Here is an 18525-nt window from a genome sequence, read left to right as displayed (position 1 = left end):
TGGCTGTCAGTCGTCGTCCCTTTTTCTCGGCAATCTGCGGGTGATCACTCCGATGTCCTGCAACTGCAGGTCGAGAGCGCGGCGCAGATCCGCGCCCGATGGGGTCGGCGGCTCGGGCGACGCCTGTCCACGGGCAGCTCCGTTGAGGGCGTTTTCGGCGGCGACGCCCGCTCTGGCCCGGTGCAGGGCCTGCCTGCTCATGGTCATGAGCTGTTCGAAGACTTCCTCCTGCATTTCCACGAGGATGTTGTCGGCCTGGTTATCGAGCCGTCCGCCGAACTTCGATACTGGACCGGAAAACCCTTCGATGGCTCGGCGCTTGGCTGCGTCGGCGTCGATGCGCTGTTTGAACTTCTCGATTTCCGCCAGGTCGCCCGCGCTGCCGTGGGTCTTCTTGTCCGAGGCGCCCTCGTACATCAGGATTGTGGTCATGTACTTGTCTTCGTCGGGGTGATCGTCACGTTCTTTGACGTCGAAACCGGCGGCGGCGTACACCTTGAAGATCGTTGAGAACGGCAGGACGTGCTCGGACTCCATCGCCCACAGCGGTACTTCTGGTGCGTTCGGCGATCCCTTCTTACCGTCGACTGATTTGGTCAGCCTGAGCTGCTGGTCGCCGTGCCTGTCTATGGTGCCGATCCCCGGCGCACTGGCTCCCGGACGGTTCGGATCGAAGCCCTTCAAGGTCATGATCGTGCGGATCACGGCCTTGAGTGACTCATTGACCTGCTTTTTCTTCTGTCTTGCCTGGGCTGTCAGTGCTTCCTGCGCTGGCCCTACTGGCGCCGGGCCTACTTGCGCTGCCTCGCGCTGCTGTACCGCTGTCTTGAAGTCCACGACCGCCGTGCAGTACTCCGTGTATTTCGTCTGTAGCTCCGCTGACGCATACTGCGTGATCAACACGGTGATGAGCACCGGGCTCGAGTGGACAGTGAGCTGGGCCGGGTCGACCCCCGCGACCAATGTGTGGTGCTCAGGGCCCAGGTCGAAGCCCTCGTTCTGCACGATGTCATCGACTCGGATCTCCTCGCGCTGTCCGCTCGCACCAACGCCGACTCCCAGCGCATTGAGTGCGGCCTGGCCCAGCCGCATCGCCTTGTCGAACAACCACTCCAGCGCCTCGTCCACCAGTTTCCGCAGGCCCTTGATGATCTCCACGACCTGTTCCGGGACGTTCCCCAGCCCCACCTGGTTGGCCAGGAAGCCGATCGCCACCGGGACGGCCTCTGCGAAGCCCTTGGTGATCTTTTCGGCGCCCGGCTGGATGTTGCCCTTCGCCACCTGCGCGACGGTCTGCGTGTACTGGTCGACGATCTGGAGGATCTCGCGGATGTACTCGACCGCGGACTGCACCGCGTTGAAGAAGGCCTGGCAGCTGCGGATGACCGCCATGATGCCGGTCGGGTCCAGCATGGAGACGAGCCGGGTCACGGCCTTCTCGATCACCTGCTTGGTGACCCACTCCACGGCCATGTCCAGCACGGTCTTCCACAGGTCGCCGAGCTTGTCGGCGACGTAGTCGTAGAGCGCCGGGACGCCCCTGTCCTGGACGTCCTTGACGAAGGCCCAGGCCCCGGTCAACGCGTCGATGCCGGCGCGCAGTTGCCGGACCTTCTCCTCGCCGATGCGGGCGCCGAGCTTCTGCCACAGGGTCTCCGGGCTCACCCCGAGCACCCGGAGCGCCACGTCGAGCATGGCGGAGGCATTGAGTTCGGCGGGAACGGCGATGCCCATCTGGCCGAGGCCGCGCGTCAGCCACGTGCCCAGGCCCTGCAGCAGGTACGTGCCGATCCCGTCGATGAAGCCCAGGAAGCCGGTCTTGAGCGCCTGCAGCATGTTGAGCAGGAACTGGACCGGGTCTTTCTTGATGTCCTCGATCGCCTGCATGGCGTTGCCGATGATGTGCCCGACCAGCTCGGCCGGGAAGTTCATCGACTTGATGATCATCGTGACGACGACTTCGAGGACGACGCCGACGAACTCGACGATCCGCGAGAGCGGTTCGCCGAACTGGTGCAGGATCCGCTGGAACGCCCCGACGGGGTCGAGCAGATCCTCCAGGGTCAGGGTGTTCCAGATGCCGCGGAAGGTGTTGACGATCAGGTCGGCGGAGATGCCGAGCCGTGCCAGCTCGCCCTCGATGCGGGCGGCGGCCTGGCCGATCACCCCGGACTCGGCGAGCCGGCTGTAGGTGGCGTCGCCGTCGGGGAGCAGGCTGATGAAGCCCCGGATCAGGTTCTCCGCGTTGCGCGGCACCGCCTCGCCGGTGAACGGGTCCTGGCCGATGATCACGGTGAGCAGGGGGAAGCCGTGGATGAGCCGGGCGTGTGCGCCGAGCGGGCCGAGGAGGGCCTGCTTGACCAGTTCCAGGGCCTTGGCCATGATCGTGGCGCCGAAGCCGAGGATCCGGCGGGCGAGGGCGACGGCCCGCCCGGCCAGGCCGGGCAGGGTGTCCAGCAGTCGTGGCAGGTTCTGCGGCTGGATCGCCTGCCAGGCGTCGGCGAACAGCTGCACCAGGTCGTTCTTGATGCCGATGAAGGTCGCGAACTGTGTGTCCAGCCAGTCGGCGGCCTGCTGGAGAGTGCCGCGTTCGCGCAGTTGCCCGAGCGTCTGTTCCTTGCCGATGAGCTTCAGGAAGTCGGCGAGGATCTCCACCGTCGGCGCGTTGACCTCGGTGCCACGTAACGGGTCGTAGTGCAGCACCTTCTTGACCAGGTCCCACACCGGCCGCACCTCGGGCCGCTGCAGCAGTGGTTCGGCCACCTCGGCGATGACCGACCGCACCGCCTCGATGACCTGGTCCACGAGCTCGGAGACCGCCGCGCGTGCGTCGGCGAGGACGGCGTCGAGATGGCGGCGGACGACCGCGACGTTGCCGTGGATGCCCGCGGTGACCGAGAGCTCGTCCCAGGCCTTCTCGACCTCGGCGACGATCCTGCTCAGAGTCAGACGGTGTGCGGCCAGCCGGGCCTGGACCGCGTCGAGCACCTCGTCGACGACGCCGACGGTGCGCAGCAGCCGCCCGGTCGCCTCGCCGAAGGGCCCGAAGGTCAGTACGGACTCGACCAGTTGCTCGGGACCGGCCTGCACCGGCTGGTGAGTGATCGGGTCGCTGCCGATGACCTGGGTGAGCATGGTGTAGCCGGGGATCGCGGAGACCGCCGACTTCACGCCGTCCACGACGAAGTCCGGTATGAGGTCGTCGAGCAGTGATGTGTCGCCGCTGCCCTCCCGCGCGACCTCCACCAGCCCTGTCACCGGTGCTGTCACCGGTCCCTCGGCCGCCCGCTGGACCACGGGTGCCGCAGGAGCCGAAGTCCCGGGCGCGACCGCCCGGTCGACCACCCGGCCCGCGCCCGGCCCGACGGCCGCACCCGGACCCGCACTCGCACTCAGCCCCGCGTCCGCCGACTCCCGTGCGCTGCGCAGCACCCGCGCGGTGGCGTACGCGACCTGCTCGTCACGGTCCTGCGGCTCGCTGACCAGCAGCCCGGGAGCCGCCGCCCGCCCCTGCACGGGGCCCGACGACTGCTGGAGGGTGTGGGTCAGCTCGTGCGCCAGCAGTTCGTACCCGTCCGGCGTGGACGGCTTGTACTCGCCGGTGTTGAAGAAGATGTCGCTGCCGCTGGTGAACGCGCGGGCTCCCAGCAGACTCGCCAGTTCGGCGGCCTCGGCGTCGTCGTGCAGGCGTACGTCCCCGAGCGGTTGTCCGAATCCGCTCTCGGCCTCCGCACGCAACTCGGCGGGGAGCGGCTTGCCGCCGCCCTTCAGCGCGGTGATCCGCGCCGCGACGTCGGGGCTCGAGGCGGGTGCGGATTCGCCGGATTCCAGCAGCCGCGCGACCATCGCGTTGCCGCTCCCCGACGCCGGCAGCACGACGTGGGCCGCACCGGCCGGGGCGCCCCCGGACAGCAGTCGGCCCACCGCCCGCATCGACACCACCGGCGTACTGCTCACGCGCGAACGCGCACCTGCCGACCGCTCATCAGCGACACAATCAGGTGTTAAAGACAAACGGCGTCCAACCGGCACAGGGCCAGTATGACCATGTCTCCTGACTCTTCGCAGGACTTCATGCAAGGTGCGTTTTCGTCCGTTTGAACGGGACGCGTGAGCACCGGTTGAACGGGGCGCGTGAGCACCGGCTCCCGGCTTTGGGATCAGTCGTCGGAATCCCCCGGATCCCGGGTCCAGATGACCGGTCCCCGCTCCGGGACCACGCCTTGCCCCCGCTCGGTCGACACCTCGTCACCGGGATGGCCCGGCACGAGGAACGTCTGCTTGTCGCTCACCCTGGCGGTGCCGCGCGGTGTGGTGATCAGCGTGCCCTCGGGCTCGTCGGTACAGCCGGCGACCAACTCCCGTTCCTCCGCGGGGACACCGTCCTGCGCGGTGCGGATGACGTAACGGTGCACATCGGGTGCGGCTTCGGCCAGTACGGCGGCATCGACGGTGGCGGTGACCAACACGTCGAGTCCCGGCTTGAGCTGGCCGCCGAGCGCGGACCAGAAATCCGAGTTGTCCTGGCCGTCGCCGGCCGCGATCTCGACCGACGGCAGCGGCCGCAGCTGTGACAGCGCCCCGGGCAGATGCTCGGCACCGATCTCGTGGTGCGTCAGCAGCGCCGTCATCACCCGGCCGAGCAGCGAGTGTTCGTCGCGTACGTCACTGGTGAAAGCCGTGATGAGATACCGGCAGTCGACCCTGGGCAGCGGCCGGCGGCGGTGCTTGCGTCCTTCGTCGTCGACGACGATGTCCATTCCGCCCTCGCGCTGTCCGAGGTTGCGGCGGACGTCCCAGAGATACAGATCGATCGTCGGCCTGCCGGATGTCCTGGCCGCCCATTCCCGGTCCGGCGCCTCGAACGCGATCGCGATGTCCTTGCCCAGCGGCACCGTGGCCCGGAGAAACGACTCCAGGGCCCGGTCGAGCAGATCGAGCAACGGATCCCTCCCCCTCATTCATGTGCGGCGTCCACCAGATCGAAGTACCTGCCGAACTCCGCCTCCGTGCACAGCCGTCCGATCTTCTGGAACTCCCTGCGCAGGGCGAGGACCACCCGTTCCATGGTGATCGGCCCGTCGTCCCCGGCGGCCCGGAACGCCGCCCCGAGCGCGGCGTTGCGGATGATGCCGCCCGTGATCCGGAACTGCCCGGCCAGGAAGTCCAGATCCAGTTCCGACACCGGGGCGGAGCCCGGGAACGCCCGCTGCCAGATACGGCGCCGATCGGCCTCGTCGGGAGCCTCGAAGTCCACCCCGACCGAGATGCGCCGCAGAAAGGCGTCGTCGATGTTGCGCTGCAGGTTCGTCGCCAGCACCACGATGCCGTCGTACGACTCCAGCCGCTGCAGCAGGTACGCCACCTCGATATTGGCGTAACGGTCACGCGAGTCGCTGACCTCGGAGCGCTTGCCGAACAGCGCGTCGGCCTCGTCGAAGAACAGCACGAGGTCGCCCGCGGCCGCCGCCCCGAAGATCCGCTCCAGGTTCTTCTCGGTCTCCCCGATGTACTTGCTGACCACCGACGACAGACTGACCTTGTACAGATCCAGCTGGAGCTCGCGCGCGATGATCTCGGCGGCCAGTGTCTTGCCGGTCCCCGACGGCCCGGAGAACAGCGCGACGACACCGCTCGACGGCAGTGGCGAGAAACCCCACTCCTGGTAGACCAGGGAGCGTTGCTGGTGCCGGGTCACGATCTCGCGCAGCCGGCGAGTCTGGTCGGAGGGCAGCACCAGGTCGTCCCAGCCGCGCTGCGGACTCACCCGGACCGCGAGCCGGTCCAGGTGTCCGCCTGCCAGCCGGCGGATACCGGCGGGCAGCTCGGCGACCCGGCCCCCGGCCGCCGCCGCGACCAGCCCGAGCTGGTCACGGGTCAGACGTACGCCCGCTTCCGGGCCGGTGCCGAACGCGGCCGCCCAGTCGGCGGCGTCGGCGGCTCCGGAGTCGACCGGCAGCTCCGTGAAGGCGCGGTGCGGCAGCACGTCCAGCGGCAGCTCCGTACCGGAGCTCAGCACCCAGGTCAGATGGCCCGCGCGGTCGATCCGGTCACAGATCTCCCCGTCCGGCGGCCCGGTCAGCTCCAGCACCACCGCCAGTTCACCGATCGTGGCCTCACGCACCAGCGCCTCCCAGGCGGCGGGGCTGCCCGGTACGGGACTGATCAGCAGGCCCTGGCCCGGGCGGTGACCGGTCACCGCGCGCAGCCGGCTGGCCGTGTCCGGGCCCGACACCAGGAGCAGTTCCGGCGCTGCGGACCGGGGAGCGGTACCGGGAAGGCGCCGGGCGCCGGGCGGCAGGCCGGGATCGGGTGTTTCGTCCCCGGCCAGTGCCCAGATCACCCGGTCCGCCGGGACGAGCATCCGGGTGGCCCACGGTCCTTCGGCGCCGACTCCGACGAGCGCGGCCGTGAGCAGCCGGGAGCCGTGCGCCGCGGCGCACGCCGAGCCGAACATGCGCGTCACCGTGGACAGGGTCAGCCTCGGCAGCTGCACACTGTCCTGGACATAGGACAGCAGCTTCATCCGGGCCGGGGACACGTCCACCGCACAGACCACGGCGAGCAACTCCGCCTGAGGGGCCGTCAGCCCGGCGCGGCGTACCAGGGCGGTGAAGGTGTCGCCGCCGTCCCCGTCCAGTGACGCGGCGAACAGCTTCCTGGCAGCGGCCAGTCCGGGCGCCAGGTGGTCGCGTACGCCGCGCACCGCCGAACGGTCGGGGCCGTCGAGGCCGGGCAGCGTACGCAGCACACGGTCGAGGTCCTCGCGGGCGACATAGAGCCCGGCGAAGTCGTGTGGTACCGCACCCTCGCCCACCCGGCAGATCAGCGCCTCTCGCTGCAACAGCGTGTCCGCCAGCACCTTCCAGGGCGCCACGGCCTCGGACTCGTGCGCCTTGTGCGCCTCGTGCGCCGCGTCCTCAGCCTCGTCCGTCTCGTCCGCCGGAACCACTCTCCTGAGTCCGTCCCCAGCCCGTACCCCGTCGCACGTGAGCTCGTCACGTCCGCCGTGGGGCCGTCATCCTAGCGTCGGCCATCGACGGTTATCGTGAGAAAGACGGACTCATGGGCGGAGTGTCCGTCACGGCCGTACTCTGGCGGCATGCCCCGCTTCTCCGCAGAGCAGATCTACGCTTTTGCCCGTCAGGCAGGCTTCTCACCCGACCAGGCCACCACCATGACCGCCGTCGCCCTCGCGGAGTCGGGCGGTGACAGCCGGGCGCACAACCCGGTCGGTGAGGACAGCAGAGGGCTGTGGCAGATCAACGCACGCGCCCATCCGGACCTGGCCGAGCGGTTCGACCTCTACGACCCGGTGGGCAACGCGAGGGCCGCCTTCCAGATCTCCCGGCACGGCGGCGACTTCTCGCCGTGGACGACCACGCACCATGGCCCGTCCGCGCGTTATCTGCGCTTCCAGGAGGAGGCCCAGGCGGCCGCGGTCGCCCACGGCGACGGAGCCGGGCTCGGCGTGTGGACCGGCACCTCCGGCTATGGCGACCGCCGGAGCGCCGGGTCCGACGACGGGCAGCAGGCGATGCCTGCGGACGCCGGCACCGCGCAGCCCGCGGTGACCCCGGCCGTGGACCACGCCACCCCGGCGGACACCGGAGCCGGCGCCGCCCCGGAGCAGGCTGTGCCGGCCGGCCGCCTGGGCGCCGAGTACGGCATCCCGCTGGAGAGCGGCGTGCCGGACACCGGCCGGGAGTACGGGCTGCCCCTCCGGGCGGCGGATGGCCACGATGCCGCAACCGCGCAGCCGGGTGTGCCTCCGGCCGGCCGGCCGGGTGGGTCTCCGGCCGGCCGGCCGGGCGGCGCGACCGAGACCGGGACGGTGCAACCGGCAGCACACGCGGACGACGGCAAGCTGGACCGGTTCGTCGAGGCGGCGCTCGCCCAGAACGGGGACCAGTACATCTACGGTGCCGAGACACGCCCGGGCGATCCGAACCCGAACGCCTTCGACTGCTCCGAACTCGTGGAATGGGCGGCGCACCAGGCCGGACTGCAGATCACCGACGGCTCGTCGGCGCAGTACCGGCAACTCCACCGGGCGGGCACCGAGATGTCGGTCGAGGACGCCATCCACACCCGGGGGGCACTGCTCTTCAAGTTCTCCAGCGACCCGCTGACCGGCGAGCCCTCGGGTCAGCACGTGGCGATCAGCCTCGGCGACGGACGGACCATCGAGGCGGCCAACCCCCGTGACGGCGTGCGCATTTTCGAGGCCGGCACCAGACGCTTCAACTACGCCGGCATGATTCCCGGCACGGCGGGCGGTGGCTCACACACCGCCGCACCGGCCGATCACGCAACCGCCGTGGCGGCACAGGAGGAGCACCGGGCAGCGGAGCCGGCCGAGCCCGCTCACACGGCGGGGCTCGACGCGCCCGCCCCGGCCGCCGAGCCCACCGCCGCCGCCGCGTCGTCCGATGTGCAGGCGGACGGCCACGAGTTCAGCGCCGGGCCCGCGGCCGCGGAGCCCGACGACTTCGATCGCCGGCTGGCCGCCGACCCCTTCTCCCTGGACCAGCACACGCTCCCGGCCAGCCTGGAGTTCACCGGCCCGACGGCGCCTGCGGTCGTCCCGGGCCTGCACGATGCGCCGGCGGCGCCGGACCCGCACCATGCGGCCCTGGCCGACGCGTCGTTCACGGATGACGCGGGGGCCGGCGGGTTCGACGAGACGGGCGGCTTCCACGACGTACCGCAGCCCACCGTCATCCACGTCGATCTCGGCACCCACCACCATGGAGCCGATCCGGACCCCGGCCATGACGTCACGCACGGAGGGCACTGACCGCACCGTGACGACGACCGATCAGCAAGCCCACCGGCTGCTGGCCGAGGCCATCGGCGAGGCACACCGCAACGGCAGGCCCGACCTCGCGGCCCGGCTCACCGCCGAGGCCCGCGAGCTGAGCGCGGGGCCGTTCCAGGTGCTGGTCGCCGGCGAGTTCAAGAAAGGCAAGAGCAGCCTGGTCAACGGGCTGGTCGGGGTTCCGGTCTGCGGTACCGACCCGACCGGGTTCACCACGGTGCCGGTGCTGGTCGGTCACGCCGCCACCGCCCGTGCCGAGCTGGTCACCTCGGTGGACGCCGAGCGGACCACCCCGGTCGACCCTCGCGAGGTGGCCGGGTACTCCACTTCGGGGCTCGACGGCGCCGGGCGCCGGCTGGCGGCGATCGAGGTCGGGCTGCCGCGCGCCCTGCTGTCGACCGGCCTCACTCTCGTGGACAGCCCCGGTATGGGGGGCGGGTTCGCCTCGGCGCAGGCGTCCGCCGCGATGCGGGCCGTGTCGCTGGCCGACGCCGTGCTCGTGGTCACCGACGCGAGCCAGGAGTTCACCGCGGCCGAGGTCGACTTCCTCCGGCACGTGATCGAGACGTGCCCCAACACCCTCTGCGTGCTGACCAAAACCGATCTGTACCTGGACTGGCGGCGCATCCTGGAGATCAACCGCAGGCATCTCGCAACGGCCGGGCTGAGCGTGGAGATCGTTCCGGTGTCCGCCCGGCTGCGGGAGCTCGCCCTGGACTCCGGGGACGCCGGGCTCAACGCCGAATCCGGTTTCCCCGTCCTGGTGGAGCGGCTGCGCTCACGGCTGGCCGGCAGCAGGGCCTCGGCGTCCGGGCGGGCGGTGGCGGTCGTCGCCGACACCCTCGGGCAGATCGCGCACACGCTGTCGGCCGGACAGCGGGGAGAGGACCGCTCCCGGGCCGAGCAGGCCAGACAGAAGGCCGTGCAACTGGCCGCCCCGACGGCACGGTGGATGAACCTGGTCAACGACCGGTTCGCCGACGTCAACGCCCGTACCCGCAACGAGCTGCAGGACCGGATGCTCCGGCTGGAACAGCAGGCGGTCGCCCGGGTCAACGCCCTGGACCCGCTGCGGGAGTGGGACGAGTTCGTGCCCTGGCTCTACCAGCGCACGAACGAGGAACTGACCGACTGCCACCAGCGCACTCTCGCGGCGATCGAGGACCTGGGAGCGGACGTGGCCCAGGCGTTCACCGACGAGTCCGGTGAGATCCTGCGCGCCCACCGCCCTGGACTGGTCGGAGCCAGCGCCAGCGTCCAGCTCGGCACCCCGACCACGAAGGCCGCCGGCCGGATCGAGGTGGGCATGCAGGCCGCCCGCGGCTGGTCGCTGAGCAGTTCCGTGATCACCACCTTGCTGATCACCACCATGCATCCGGCGCTGTGGGTGCTGCTGCCCATCACCGCGACGTTCGGAACGGTGTTCGCCTTGAAGTCCGTACGAGACCAGAAGACGGCACGCATGGAACAGTCCCGGCGTGAGGGTGTCGCCGCGGTGGTCAACTACCTCCGCCAGCAGCACAGTTTCGCCGCCAACGCGGGCGCCGACCTGATCCGCACCTGCCAGGTCCGACTGCGTGACTACTACCTGGACCGCGCCGCCGAACTCCGTGAAACCACCGAACGCAGCTACCGTGCGGCCACCTCCGCCACCCCGCCCCCGCCTGCGGACCTGAGCCGGGTACGGACGCTGCTCGACTCCGCGACCGCGGCGGCGGCCCACTCCGGGTTCCCGAGGAGGCGGCACCCATGAACCTGATCACCGCCGTGGGCGAGCTGCTCAGGGAGGCACGACTGGTGTACCGGGGCCGACCCGGGGAGCCGGCCGTCGAGGCGGTGACCGCGCATCTGGCGGAACCGCTGAAGGTGGCGATCGCCGGGCGGGTGAAGGCCGGTAAGTCGACCCTGCTCAACGCGCTGGTGGGACAACGGGTCGCGGCGACCGACGCCGGCGAGTGCACGCGGATCGTCACCTGGTACAGCCACGGCGACCACCCCGCGGCCTGGGCCGATCCGAGGACGGGTGAGCCGATTCCGCTGACGGCGACGGCGCCGGTCATGCTGCCGCCGCGCACCCGGATCGAGGAACTGGACCGGCTGCGGGTGCAGTTGCCGGCACCGTGGCTGACGTCGATGACGCTGATCGACACCCCCGGCACAGGGTCCCTGACCCTGACCGCGGGCGCTCGCACCGAACGGTTCTTCAGCCGGCCCTCCGACGGCGGCACGGTGGACGCGGTGCTGTATCTCATGCGCCAACTGCACTCGTCCGACGTCGACTTCCTCCGTATGACGGCCGAGGCCGGAGCCAACGGCGGCAGTCCGGTGACCGCGATGGGCATCCTGTCCCGGGCCGACGAAATGGGCGGCGGCGACGATGACGCCCTCGCCCACGCCGACCGCGTCGCGGCCGACTACCGCGGCAACAGCCGCGTACGCTCACTGGTGCACACCGTCGTCCCGTTGGCCGGACTGCTCGCGGAGGCGTCCGGGACGATGGAGCCCAAGGAGTTCGCCGGACTGACCGCGCTGGCCGCGGCGGGCCCCTCGGTCACCGTGCCGCTGCTGGTCTCCACCTCGCGTTTCCTCGACCCCGCCAGACGCGCCGTCCTTTCCGGCGCCGACCGGGAGGCGTTGCTGCGCCGCCTCGGCCTGTACGGGATCCGCTTCGGCCTGCGCCTGCTGTCGGACAACCCGCGCCTGACCCGGGACGAGCTGTGCGTGGCGCTCGCCGAGCACAGCGGACTGACCGGACTGCGCGCCCTGTTGTCGTCCCAGTTCGCCGAGCGGCGCGACGTGCTCAAGGCGGAGTCCGCGCTGCGCGTGATCGACGCGGTGACCGGCGCCGATCCTGTTCCGGAGGCGGCCGCGCTGCGCAGGCGCATGGAGCATGTCCGGGTGAACGCCCATGAGCTGACGGAGATCCGGATGCTGACGTATCTGCGCACCGCCCGTATCCCGGCCAAGCCCGCCCAACTGGCCAGGGTGGAACGGCTGCTGGGAGGCGAGGGCACCGGCGTCACCGCCCGTCTGAACCTCCCGGCCGCCGCCGCCGGGGACCGGATCCGTGAGGCCATCGGCGTCGAACACGCCTACTGGGGGCGGCTGGCCCGCCACCCCCTCACCAAGCCGGACCTCGCCCGCGCGGCCAGGGTCGCGGTCCGCAGCTGCGAGGTGCTGGCCGCGCGGCACGAGGACGAGTCATGACGAGGACCGCACAGGGGGCCGGTATCCGGTCCTCGCTCAAGGGGCGACGGGCGACGGGAGTCGTATGGACCCATGTCTCCGCACCGGGCCCGGGCGTCGTGACGGCCGTGGGCGTGCACACCCACGGCCGCCGGTGGCTCGGATTCCTCCCTCGGCGACCGAGCGGTCAGTGAGGACGGCGTCCCGGTCCTCACCGCCGGACGGGAGGTGCGGGGCGACGACGACGCCGGACCTCTCACGCCGTGCGGGCCCGGAAGGCGAACAGCGCGATCAGTACCAGCACCGCCAACACCAGCAGGACCACGACGAGTACGCCGAGCCCGCCGCGTCCGGTCCCGCCGTCCACCGTCCGGACCGTGACGGTCTCGTTCCCGGGGATGATCCATGGAACGTTGCGGAGCGGAGACTCGGGTACGTGCACCTTGGTGTCGGTGGCCGTCGTCAGGCCGGTGCGCTCCAGGTCGGTGACGACGGTCAGCTCCGGGCCCTGTTCGGGCGTGCCCTGGGGTTGGGGCGGGCGTACCGGAGGGATGAGTACCTTCGGCTCCGTCACCGTCTGCCGGGGCGCCGCGGCGATCGCAGCACCCAGGCTCACCACGTGCTTGGAGTGCGCGTCGGTCTTGACGGAGACTCCCAGCTCGGTCTCCAGCAGCCGGGCGACCAGGGGGATGCGGCTGGACCCGCCGACCAGCAGCACGGCGTCGAGCTGATCCGGCCGAACGCCCGCCTGGTCGAGCACATCGGCGAACATGCCGATCGTGCCCATGAGCATCGGCCGGATCAGCGCCTCGAACCCGCTGCGGGTGACCTCCACGTCCCGGGACACACCCGGCAGCCGGACATGCACCACCGCCTCCGGCACGACGGACAGCATCTCCTTGGCCGCGATCACCTCGGCCTGCAGCCGCAACAGGTCGGCTTCGACGGCGGGGTCGTCCGGGTCGAAGCGGCCGGCGGCTCCGGCGATCTCCTCGACATGGTCCATCAGCAGCGCGTCGAAGTGGATGCCGCCCACATGGTCGTCACCGGCCGGTTCGCCGTTGATCTCCACACCGGTCTCCGACTTGCGCACCAGGGTGGCGTCGAAGGTGCCACCGCCGAGGTCGTAGATGCCGATCAGGGCGCCGGGGCGCACCGGCACTATGCGCTGCTGGGACACGTAGAACGTACCGGCGGCGATGGGCTCGGGCAGCAGGCCGACATCGCTGAGCCCCGCGATGGAGGCCGCGTCGACCAGCGCCTGACGCCGGTGCCCTTCCCACCCGGCGGGGTGGGTGAGCACCACATGGCCGGGCCGGGCGCCTTCGAGGCCGGACACGGTGTCCAGTACCCAGCGCAACAGGTGGCCGGTGAGTTCATGGGGCGGATATCCCGCCCCGCCCATGAGTACCGGATAGTCCTCACCCATCAGCGGTTTGAAGCGCTGGGCCATGCGCTGCGGGTCGGTGGCGCCCTTGAACCGGGCGCTCTCCCCGACGAGGAGTGTGCCGTCCGCGGCCCGGTACAGCACCGACGGTACGAGGTCGGAGCCGTGCGAATGCTGGCCGAGCGGCACCGTCTCGGCACGACCGCTGCGCCACAGCGCGGCGCCGGTGAAGGTGGTGCCAAGATCAATTCCGAGAGGAAACATTCCGACCTTTCCTGAGCCCTGCGTAAATGGCTAAGATGAATCGGTATACAGCCTGAACTGCCATCATATTGGCTGTGACCAGGGGGTATGGGCGGAGTTCGGAGGACCGTGACGGCGGCCGGGAACTCCGACCGCGCCCTACTTCTCGCCACGGGGCAACCGCGGCGCGGACAGGCGGGCTCAGAGCACTTGGGGGACGGCTCTCATGGAACAGGAACGGTGGGGCAGGGGCGCGGTCACGTCGACGGTTGGTCTCCCCCTGGCCGCCTGGGGCACCGACTGCGGTGACGGCCGTCCCGACAGCTCCAACTGGAACATGACAATCCGGTGGATAACCAGCAAGTCCGCCTGAAACTCCCACAGTTGGCTCAGTAGTGAAGTAGCCTGCGGGCGGCCGCGGTCGGCTTCTCGGAAAAACCCTGTCATCACTGCTTGCACAGTCCGCAAGTCAAAAGGGGCACCTATGTCAATGCCCGTTGACCCGGGGGCGATCGACGCCTCCTGGGTTCAGCGTCGGGTCGACGACCTGATCCGTAACATCGAGCAAGTCGTCCATGGCAATGCACAGGTCGTGCGCAATGCCGTCGTCTGTCTGCTGGCCGAGGGTCACTTGCTCATCGAGGGGGTGCCCGGCGTCGCGAAAACCACGCTGGCCAAGGCGATAGCGCATTCGATCAGCGGGCAGTTGCGCCGGATCCAGTTCACTCCGGACCTGCTGCCCTCGGACGTTGTCGGCGTGAACATCTTCGACAACAGCAAGCAGAAGTTCGAATTCCATGCCGGGCCGGTATTCGCCAATATCGTGCTCGGCGACGAGATCAACCGGGCCTCGCCGAAGACACAGTCGGCACTGCTGGAGGCGATGGGCGAACGACAGGTCACCGTGGACGGCGAGACCTACGAACTCAATTCGCCGCACTTCGTGATCGCCACCCAGAACCCGCACGACCATCAGGGCACGTACACCCTGCCCGAGGCGCAACTCGACCGCTTCATGATGCAGTTGCACCTCGGCTATCCCAGCCCGGAGCAGGAGGCCAGAGTCATCGGCGACGCCATCGCACGGCGGCTGCCCGAGCAGCTCACCGCGGTGACCAATGTCGCCGAGCTGACGAAGATGATCCAGGTCGTCCGCAGCACGCATGTCGCCGACGCGGTCCGCTCGTACATCGTCACGGTCGTCGGCGGCACCCGCGCCCTCAGGGAGAAGGTGCGCCTCGGCGCAAGTCCCCGAGCCAGCAACGCCCTTGCGGTGGCCGCCCAGGCCAGGGCCACGGTGGACGGCCGCTCGTACGTCACCGCCGACGATGTGAAGGCGATGGCTCACCCGGTGCTGTGCCACCGGATCATCCTCACCCCGGAGGCTTCGATCAAGGGTGTGACCACGTCCTCGGTCGTGGACGAGATCCTCGCCTCGGTTCCGGTGCCGCAGGCGTCCGCAGGTCTGTGAGGCCACGATGCTGACCCGATCCGGGCTCACGGTCTCGCTCGCGGCCGTCCTTCTGCTGGCCGCGGGCGCCCTGCTGGACTACCCGGAACTGGCGCTGCTCGGGTTCGCCGGCCTGATCGCGATCCTCGCCGCCGCCCTGTGGATGCTCGCCAAACCGGATCTGCTGGTGCGCCGGCAGATCCGTCCCAACCGGGTGACCGAGGGGGAGGCTGCGGTCGGCGTCATCACCGTGACCAACGAGATGTCCCGGCGCTGCCCGCCGATCACGGCGGCCGAACGGGTGGCCGGCCGAAGCATCGGTGTGCCGGTCCCCAGCCTCGCCCCCCGGGCGAGCCACACCATGACCTATGAACTGCCCACGTCCCGGCGCGGGGTCTACCGGGTGGGCCCGCTCACCATCGGGCACACCGATCCGCTGCGGCTGATGGCGGTCGCCAAGCAGTACGCGACCGAGTCGACTCTGTACGTGCATCCGCACACCGATCCGGTGCAGCCGGTGCCCACGGGTCAGAGCCGCGATCAGGACGGCCCCACCTCCAGCCTCGCCCCGCAGGGCGGCATCGCCTTCCACAGCCTGCGGGACTATGTCGCCGGCGACGACTGGCGGCTGATCCACTGGAAGTCCAGCGCCCGCACCGGTCAGTTGATGGTCCGTCACAACGTCGTCCCGAACGAACCGCGGCTGATGATCGTGCTGGACACCAGCGAGAGCCCGTACACGGAGAAGTCCTTCGAGGACGCGGTGAGCGCCGCCGCCTCGCTCTGCGTGGCGGCGATCCGCTCCGGGTTCCCGCTCGAACTGCGCACCACCGGCGGCGGAACGACCGCCGCCGACCAGACCGGCGAGGGCCTCACACCCACCCTCGATCTGCTGGCCGGTGTCGAGCGCGGCCGCCAGGACCCGGGGCTGGCCGCGCTGCCCTCGATGGTGCCCGAGCAGGGCGCCGTATCGCTCGGTGTGATCACGGGACAGCCCGAACCCGCGCTGCTCACCGCGCTGCCACAGGTGCGCTCCCGGTTCATGATGATCAGTCTGGTGCAGTTCGCCGACACCTATGCGGCGCCCCCGAGCGCGCTGCACGGCGTGGTGTCGATGAACGTCCGCAGCCGCGAGGAGTTCGCCGCCACGTGGAACGAGCTGGTACGACGATGAAGGCCACCGTGAGGACCGGCGAGCCGGTCACCGCCCTGCACTACGCCGAACTCACCCTGGTGACCCTCTCGGTCGCGGCCACCGCACTGGTCTACGGCGAACTGTTCGCCACCAAGGGTCATCTGGTCCCGCTCCTGGCCACCACGGCGAGCGCCGCGGTGCTGGCCACCGTCACGGCGCTGCTGCGCCGTCGGACCCCGACAACCGTGCTGGTCGCGGTCGTCGGGTTCGTCGTGGTGGCGGTCTACGCGGTACTGACGCCCACCCTCCGGCACGGCATCCCCACCCTCGACACCCTGGACACCCTGCGTTCCGGCGTACTGCGCGGCTGGGCACGGATGCTGAGCGTGGGCCTGCCCGCCGATGTCAGCGGCGAGCTGCTGATGACCCCGGCGCTGGTGCTGTTCACCGCGGCGTTCGTCACGGTGAGCGTGACCCTGCGTACCCGTTCGCTGCTCGGCCCCCTGGGAGCGCCGGTCCTCTCACTGGTCGTCGCGCTGCTGCTGACCGCGGCACGCCCCGACGACGAACTGACACTGACCGGCGTCCTCCTGCTGCTCCTGCTGCTGCTCCTGCTCATCCGGGCGGTACGCCTGGACCAGGCCGACGTCATGACCGGGCCCGAAAGCGGCGGCTCGGTGCGCGGCAGCGCGGGACGGGCCCTGTTCGGTCTGCCCGTCGTGGTGATCGTCGCCGTGGTGGGTGTCGCGCTGGCCCAGGCGGTGCCGCTGGCCACCGGGCAGAACCGGTTCGACCCCCGGGACGCGGTGCCCCTGCCGGTGGAGGTGGAGGACACCCTCACCCCCCTGGCCACCCTCAAGAGCCAGCTCGAGGAGAAGAAACCGCGCGAGCTGTTCACCGTCCGGGTCGACAGCAACCCCTTGGGCGGACGGCTCGACCGGGTACGCACCGCGGCACTGGACACCTATGACGGCGCTCTGTGGACCTCCACGGACCAGTTCCTGGTCGCCGGGCACACCCTGGCGCCCGACCCCGGGCTCACCCCCGCGGCACGGGTCGCGCTGCATGTCGAGATCAAGCAGCTCGACCATCCGTATCTGCCCGCCGTCGGCTGGCCCGAGCAGGTCACCACCGGTGGAATCGGCTTCAGCGCCGACTCGGGCGTGCTCGCGGCGGGAGCGCGCACGCGCAACCGCCTCACCTACGACCTGGTCGGCGCGGTGCGGCCGCGCGACAGCGGTGCCAGGCTGGCGACGCCCCGTCTGACGCCCGACACCACGCGGTACACCGCCGTGCCCGCCGAGCTGCCCCCCGAACTGACCCGGGCCGCGGTCGAGATCACCGGCCGCGCCGACGAGCCGTACGCCAAACTGGTCGCGCTGGAGAAACGGCTGCGCTCCTCCCCGTACAGTCTGTCTGCCCGGCCCGGACACTCCCTGGACGCCCTGCGCAGACTGTTCGGCGACAAGCCGGAGGACGCGGTCGGGTACGCGGAGCAGTACGCCGCCGCGTTCGCGGTGCTGGCCCGGTCCCAGGGTTTCCCGGCCCGCGTCGCCACCGGCTATCTGCTGCGCCCCGACGAGCGCAAGGGCCACACGTACACGGTCCGCTCCAGCGATGCCTACGCCTGGGCCGAGGTCTGTATGACCGGCTACGGCTGGATGGCTTTCGACCCGACCGACCCCACCCGCAAGCCGACCGACAAGCGGGACGAGAAAAAGCCCGACCGCGCCGGCGGCCGGACGCCCGACCCCTCGGACAGCGCGGCGAACGACCAGGGGACGATCCCGAACATCCCCGTCACCGGTGGCGGACGGTCGGCGCGGGACTGGGCGCTGATCGTCGTCGGGGTTCTGATCGCCCTCGCGATCACGCTGCCCACGCTGATCGCCCTGGAGAAATGGCGCAGACGGCGGGGACGGCGCACCGGTCCGCCGTCGCGGCAGATCGTCGGGGCGTGGCGCAACAGCACGGACCGGCTGAGGGAGACCGGCATGGCGGTGCCCCCGTCGCTGACCGCCCTGGAGGTGGCAGGCCGGGCGGAACGCAGGCTCGGCGACACCGCCGCACCGGTCGCCGTGCTCGCACCACTCGTCACCGAGGCGGTGTTCAGCCCGTCGGAACCCTCGCCCGAGGCGGTCGCCCTGGCCTGGCAGGCGGACACCGCGCTACGGGACGCGCTGCGCCGCAAGCGGGGTACGGCGGCCACGGTGGCGGCGTGGTTCGACCCACGCCCACTCATCGTCGGACGGCAGGGGAACCGGCGGTCACGACAGGCGCTGAAGAGACTCCAAGGGGGATAG

At 70.5% G+C, this 18525-nt stretch carries 10 protein-coding genes; 6 read left to right on the top strand and 4 right to left on the bottom strand.

The genetic code is table 11. The annotated features are described in order from the left end of the window. Nucleotides 1–6 precede the first annotated feature (6 nt). The 3 genes from ACZ4SF_RS10285 to ACZ4SF_RS10275 all read right to left on the bottom strand — a co-directional run bounded on the left by ACZ4SF_RS10285 (nt 7) and on the right by ACZ4SF_RS10275 (nt 6952). Nucleotides 7–4032, bottom strand: coding sequence for an eCIS core domain-containing protein (locus ACZ4SF_RS10285; RefSeq protein WP_468380963.1), 4026 nt, complete (start codon nt 4030–4032; stop codon nt 7–9). A gap of 128 nt (nt 4033–4160) precedes the next feature. After that, the gene (locus ACZ4SF_RS10280; RefSeq protein ID WP_468380960.1) at nt 4161–4943 is read right to left on the bottom strand and encodes a Pvc16 family protein; all 783 of its coding nucleotides are present in this window, start codon (nt 4941–4943) and stop codon (nt 4161–4163) included. 14 nt (nt 4944–4957) lie between these two features. Continuing rightward, nucleotides 4958–6952: an ATP-binding protein gene (locus ACZ4SF_RS10275; RefSeq protein ID WP_468380958.1), complete on the bottom strand. Its 1995-nt coding sequence runs from the start codon at nt 6950–6952 to the stop codon at nt 4958–4960. Between the two features lie 150 nt (nt 6953–7102). Between ACZ4SF_RS10275 and ACZ4SF_RS10270 the strand changes: the two genes are divergently transcribed. Genes ACZ4SF_RS10270 through ACZ4SF_RS10260 form a run of 3 tightly spaced genes read left to right on the top strand, consistent with a single transcriptional unit; the run spans nt 7103 to nt 12028 of the window. Further along, nucleotides 7103–8800 (top strand): NlpC/P60 family protein, encoded by a 1698-nt coding sequence (locus tag ACZ4SF_RS10270; protein WP_468380955.1) that lies wholly within the window; start codon nt 7103–7105, stop codon nt 8798–8800. Between the two features lie 7 nt (nt 8801–8807). Continuing rightward, nucleotides 8808–10574, top strand: coding sequence for a dynamin family protein (locus ACZ4SF_RS10265; protein ID WP_468380952.1), 1767 nt, complete (start codon nt 8808–8810; stop codon nt 10572–10574). Further along, complete coding sequence (locus ACZ4SF_RS10260; protein WP_468380950.1) at nt 10571–12028, top strand: dynamin family protein; 1458 nt, start codon at nt 10571–10573, stop codon at nt 12026–12028. Before ACZ4SF_RS10265 ends, ACZ4SF_RS10260 begins: the two co-directional genes overlap by 4 nt. 235 nt (nt 12029–12263) lie before the next feature. Here ACZ4SF_RS10260 and ACZ4SF_RS10255 read toward each other — a convergent pair whose 3' ends face one another. Beyond that, a complete protein-coding gene (locus ACZ4SF_RS10255) occupies nt 12264–13658 on the bottom strand; it encodes an Hsp70 family protein (protein WP_468380948.1) in 1395 nt (464 codons plus the stop codon). Nucleotides 13659–14121: 463 nt separating this feature from the next. Between ACZ4SF_RS10255 and ACZ4SF_RS10250 the strand changes: the two genes are divergently transcribed. From ACZ4SF_RS10250 to ACZ4SF_RS10240, 3 genes are read left to right on the top strand one after another with little or no spacing between them, the layout of a single operon-like run. After that, the gene (locus ACZ4SF_RS10250) at nt 14122–15108 is read left to right on the top strand and encodes an AAA family ATPase (RefSeq protein ID WP_468380945.1); all 987 of its coding nucleotides are present in this window, start codon (nt 14122–14124) and stop codon (nt 15106–15108) included. A gap of 7 nt (nt 15109–15115) precedes the next feature. Then, nucleotides 15116–16261, top strand: coding sequence for a DUF58 domain-containing protein (locus ACZ4SF_RS10245; protein ID WP_468380943.1), 1146 nt, complete (start codon nt 15116–15118; stop codon nt 16259–16261). After that, nucleotides 16237–18525, top strand: coding sequence for a transglutaminase domain-containing protein (locus ACZ4SF_RS10240; RefSeq protein ID WP_468380941.1), 2289 nt, complete (start codon nt 16237–16239; stop codon nt 18523–18525). The genes ACZ4SF_RS10245 and ACZ4SF_RS10240 overlap by 25 nt, the downstream gene beginning before the upstream one ends.

The organism is Streptomyces sp. NPDC027663, assembly GCF_055566415.1.
The sequence above is the reverse complement of the archived record's forward strand: the minus strand, read 5'-3'. Positions and strand labels throughout refer to the sequence as shown.

Excerpts from the sequence above, each read along its gene's own strand:
- ACZ4SF_RS10260 (WP_468380950.1), top strand. The coding sequence starts at position 10,571 with ATGAACCTGATCACCGCCGTGGGCGAGCTGCTCAGGGAGGCACGACTG.
- ACZ4SF_RS10270 (WP_468380955.1), top strand. The coding sequence starts at position 7,103 with ATGCCCCGCTTCTCCGCAGAGCAGATCTACGCTTTTGCCCGTCAGGCA.
- ACZ4SF_RS10255 (WP_468380948.1), bottom strand. The coding sequence starts at position 13,658 with ATGTTTCCTCTCGGAATTGATCTTGGCACCACCTTCACCGGCGCCGCG.
- ACZ4SF_RS10250 (WP_468380945.1), top strand. The coding sequence starts at position 14,122 with ATGTCAATGCCCGTTGACCCGGGGGCGATCGACGCCTCCTGGGTTCAG.
- ACZ4SF_RS10245 (WP_468380943.1), top strand. The coding sequence starts at position 15,116 with ATGCTGACCCGATCCGGGCTCACGGTCTCGCTCGCGGCCGTCCTTCTG.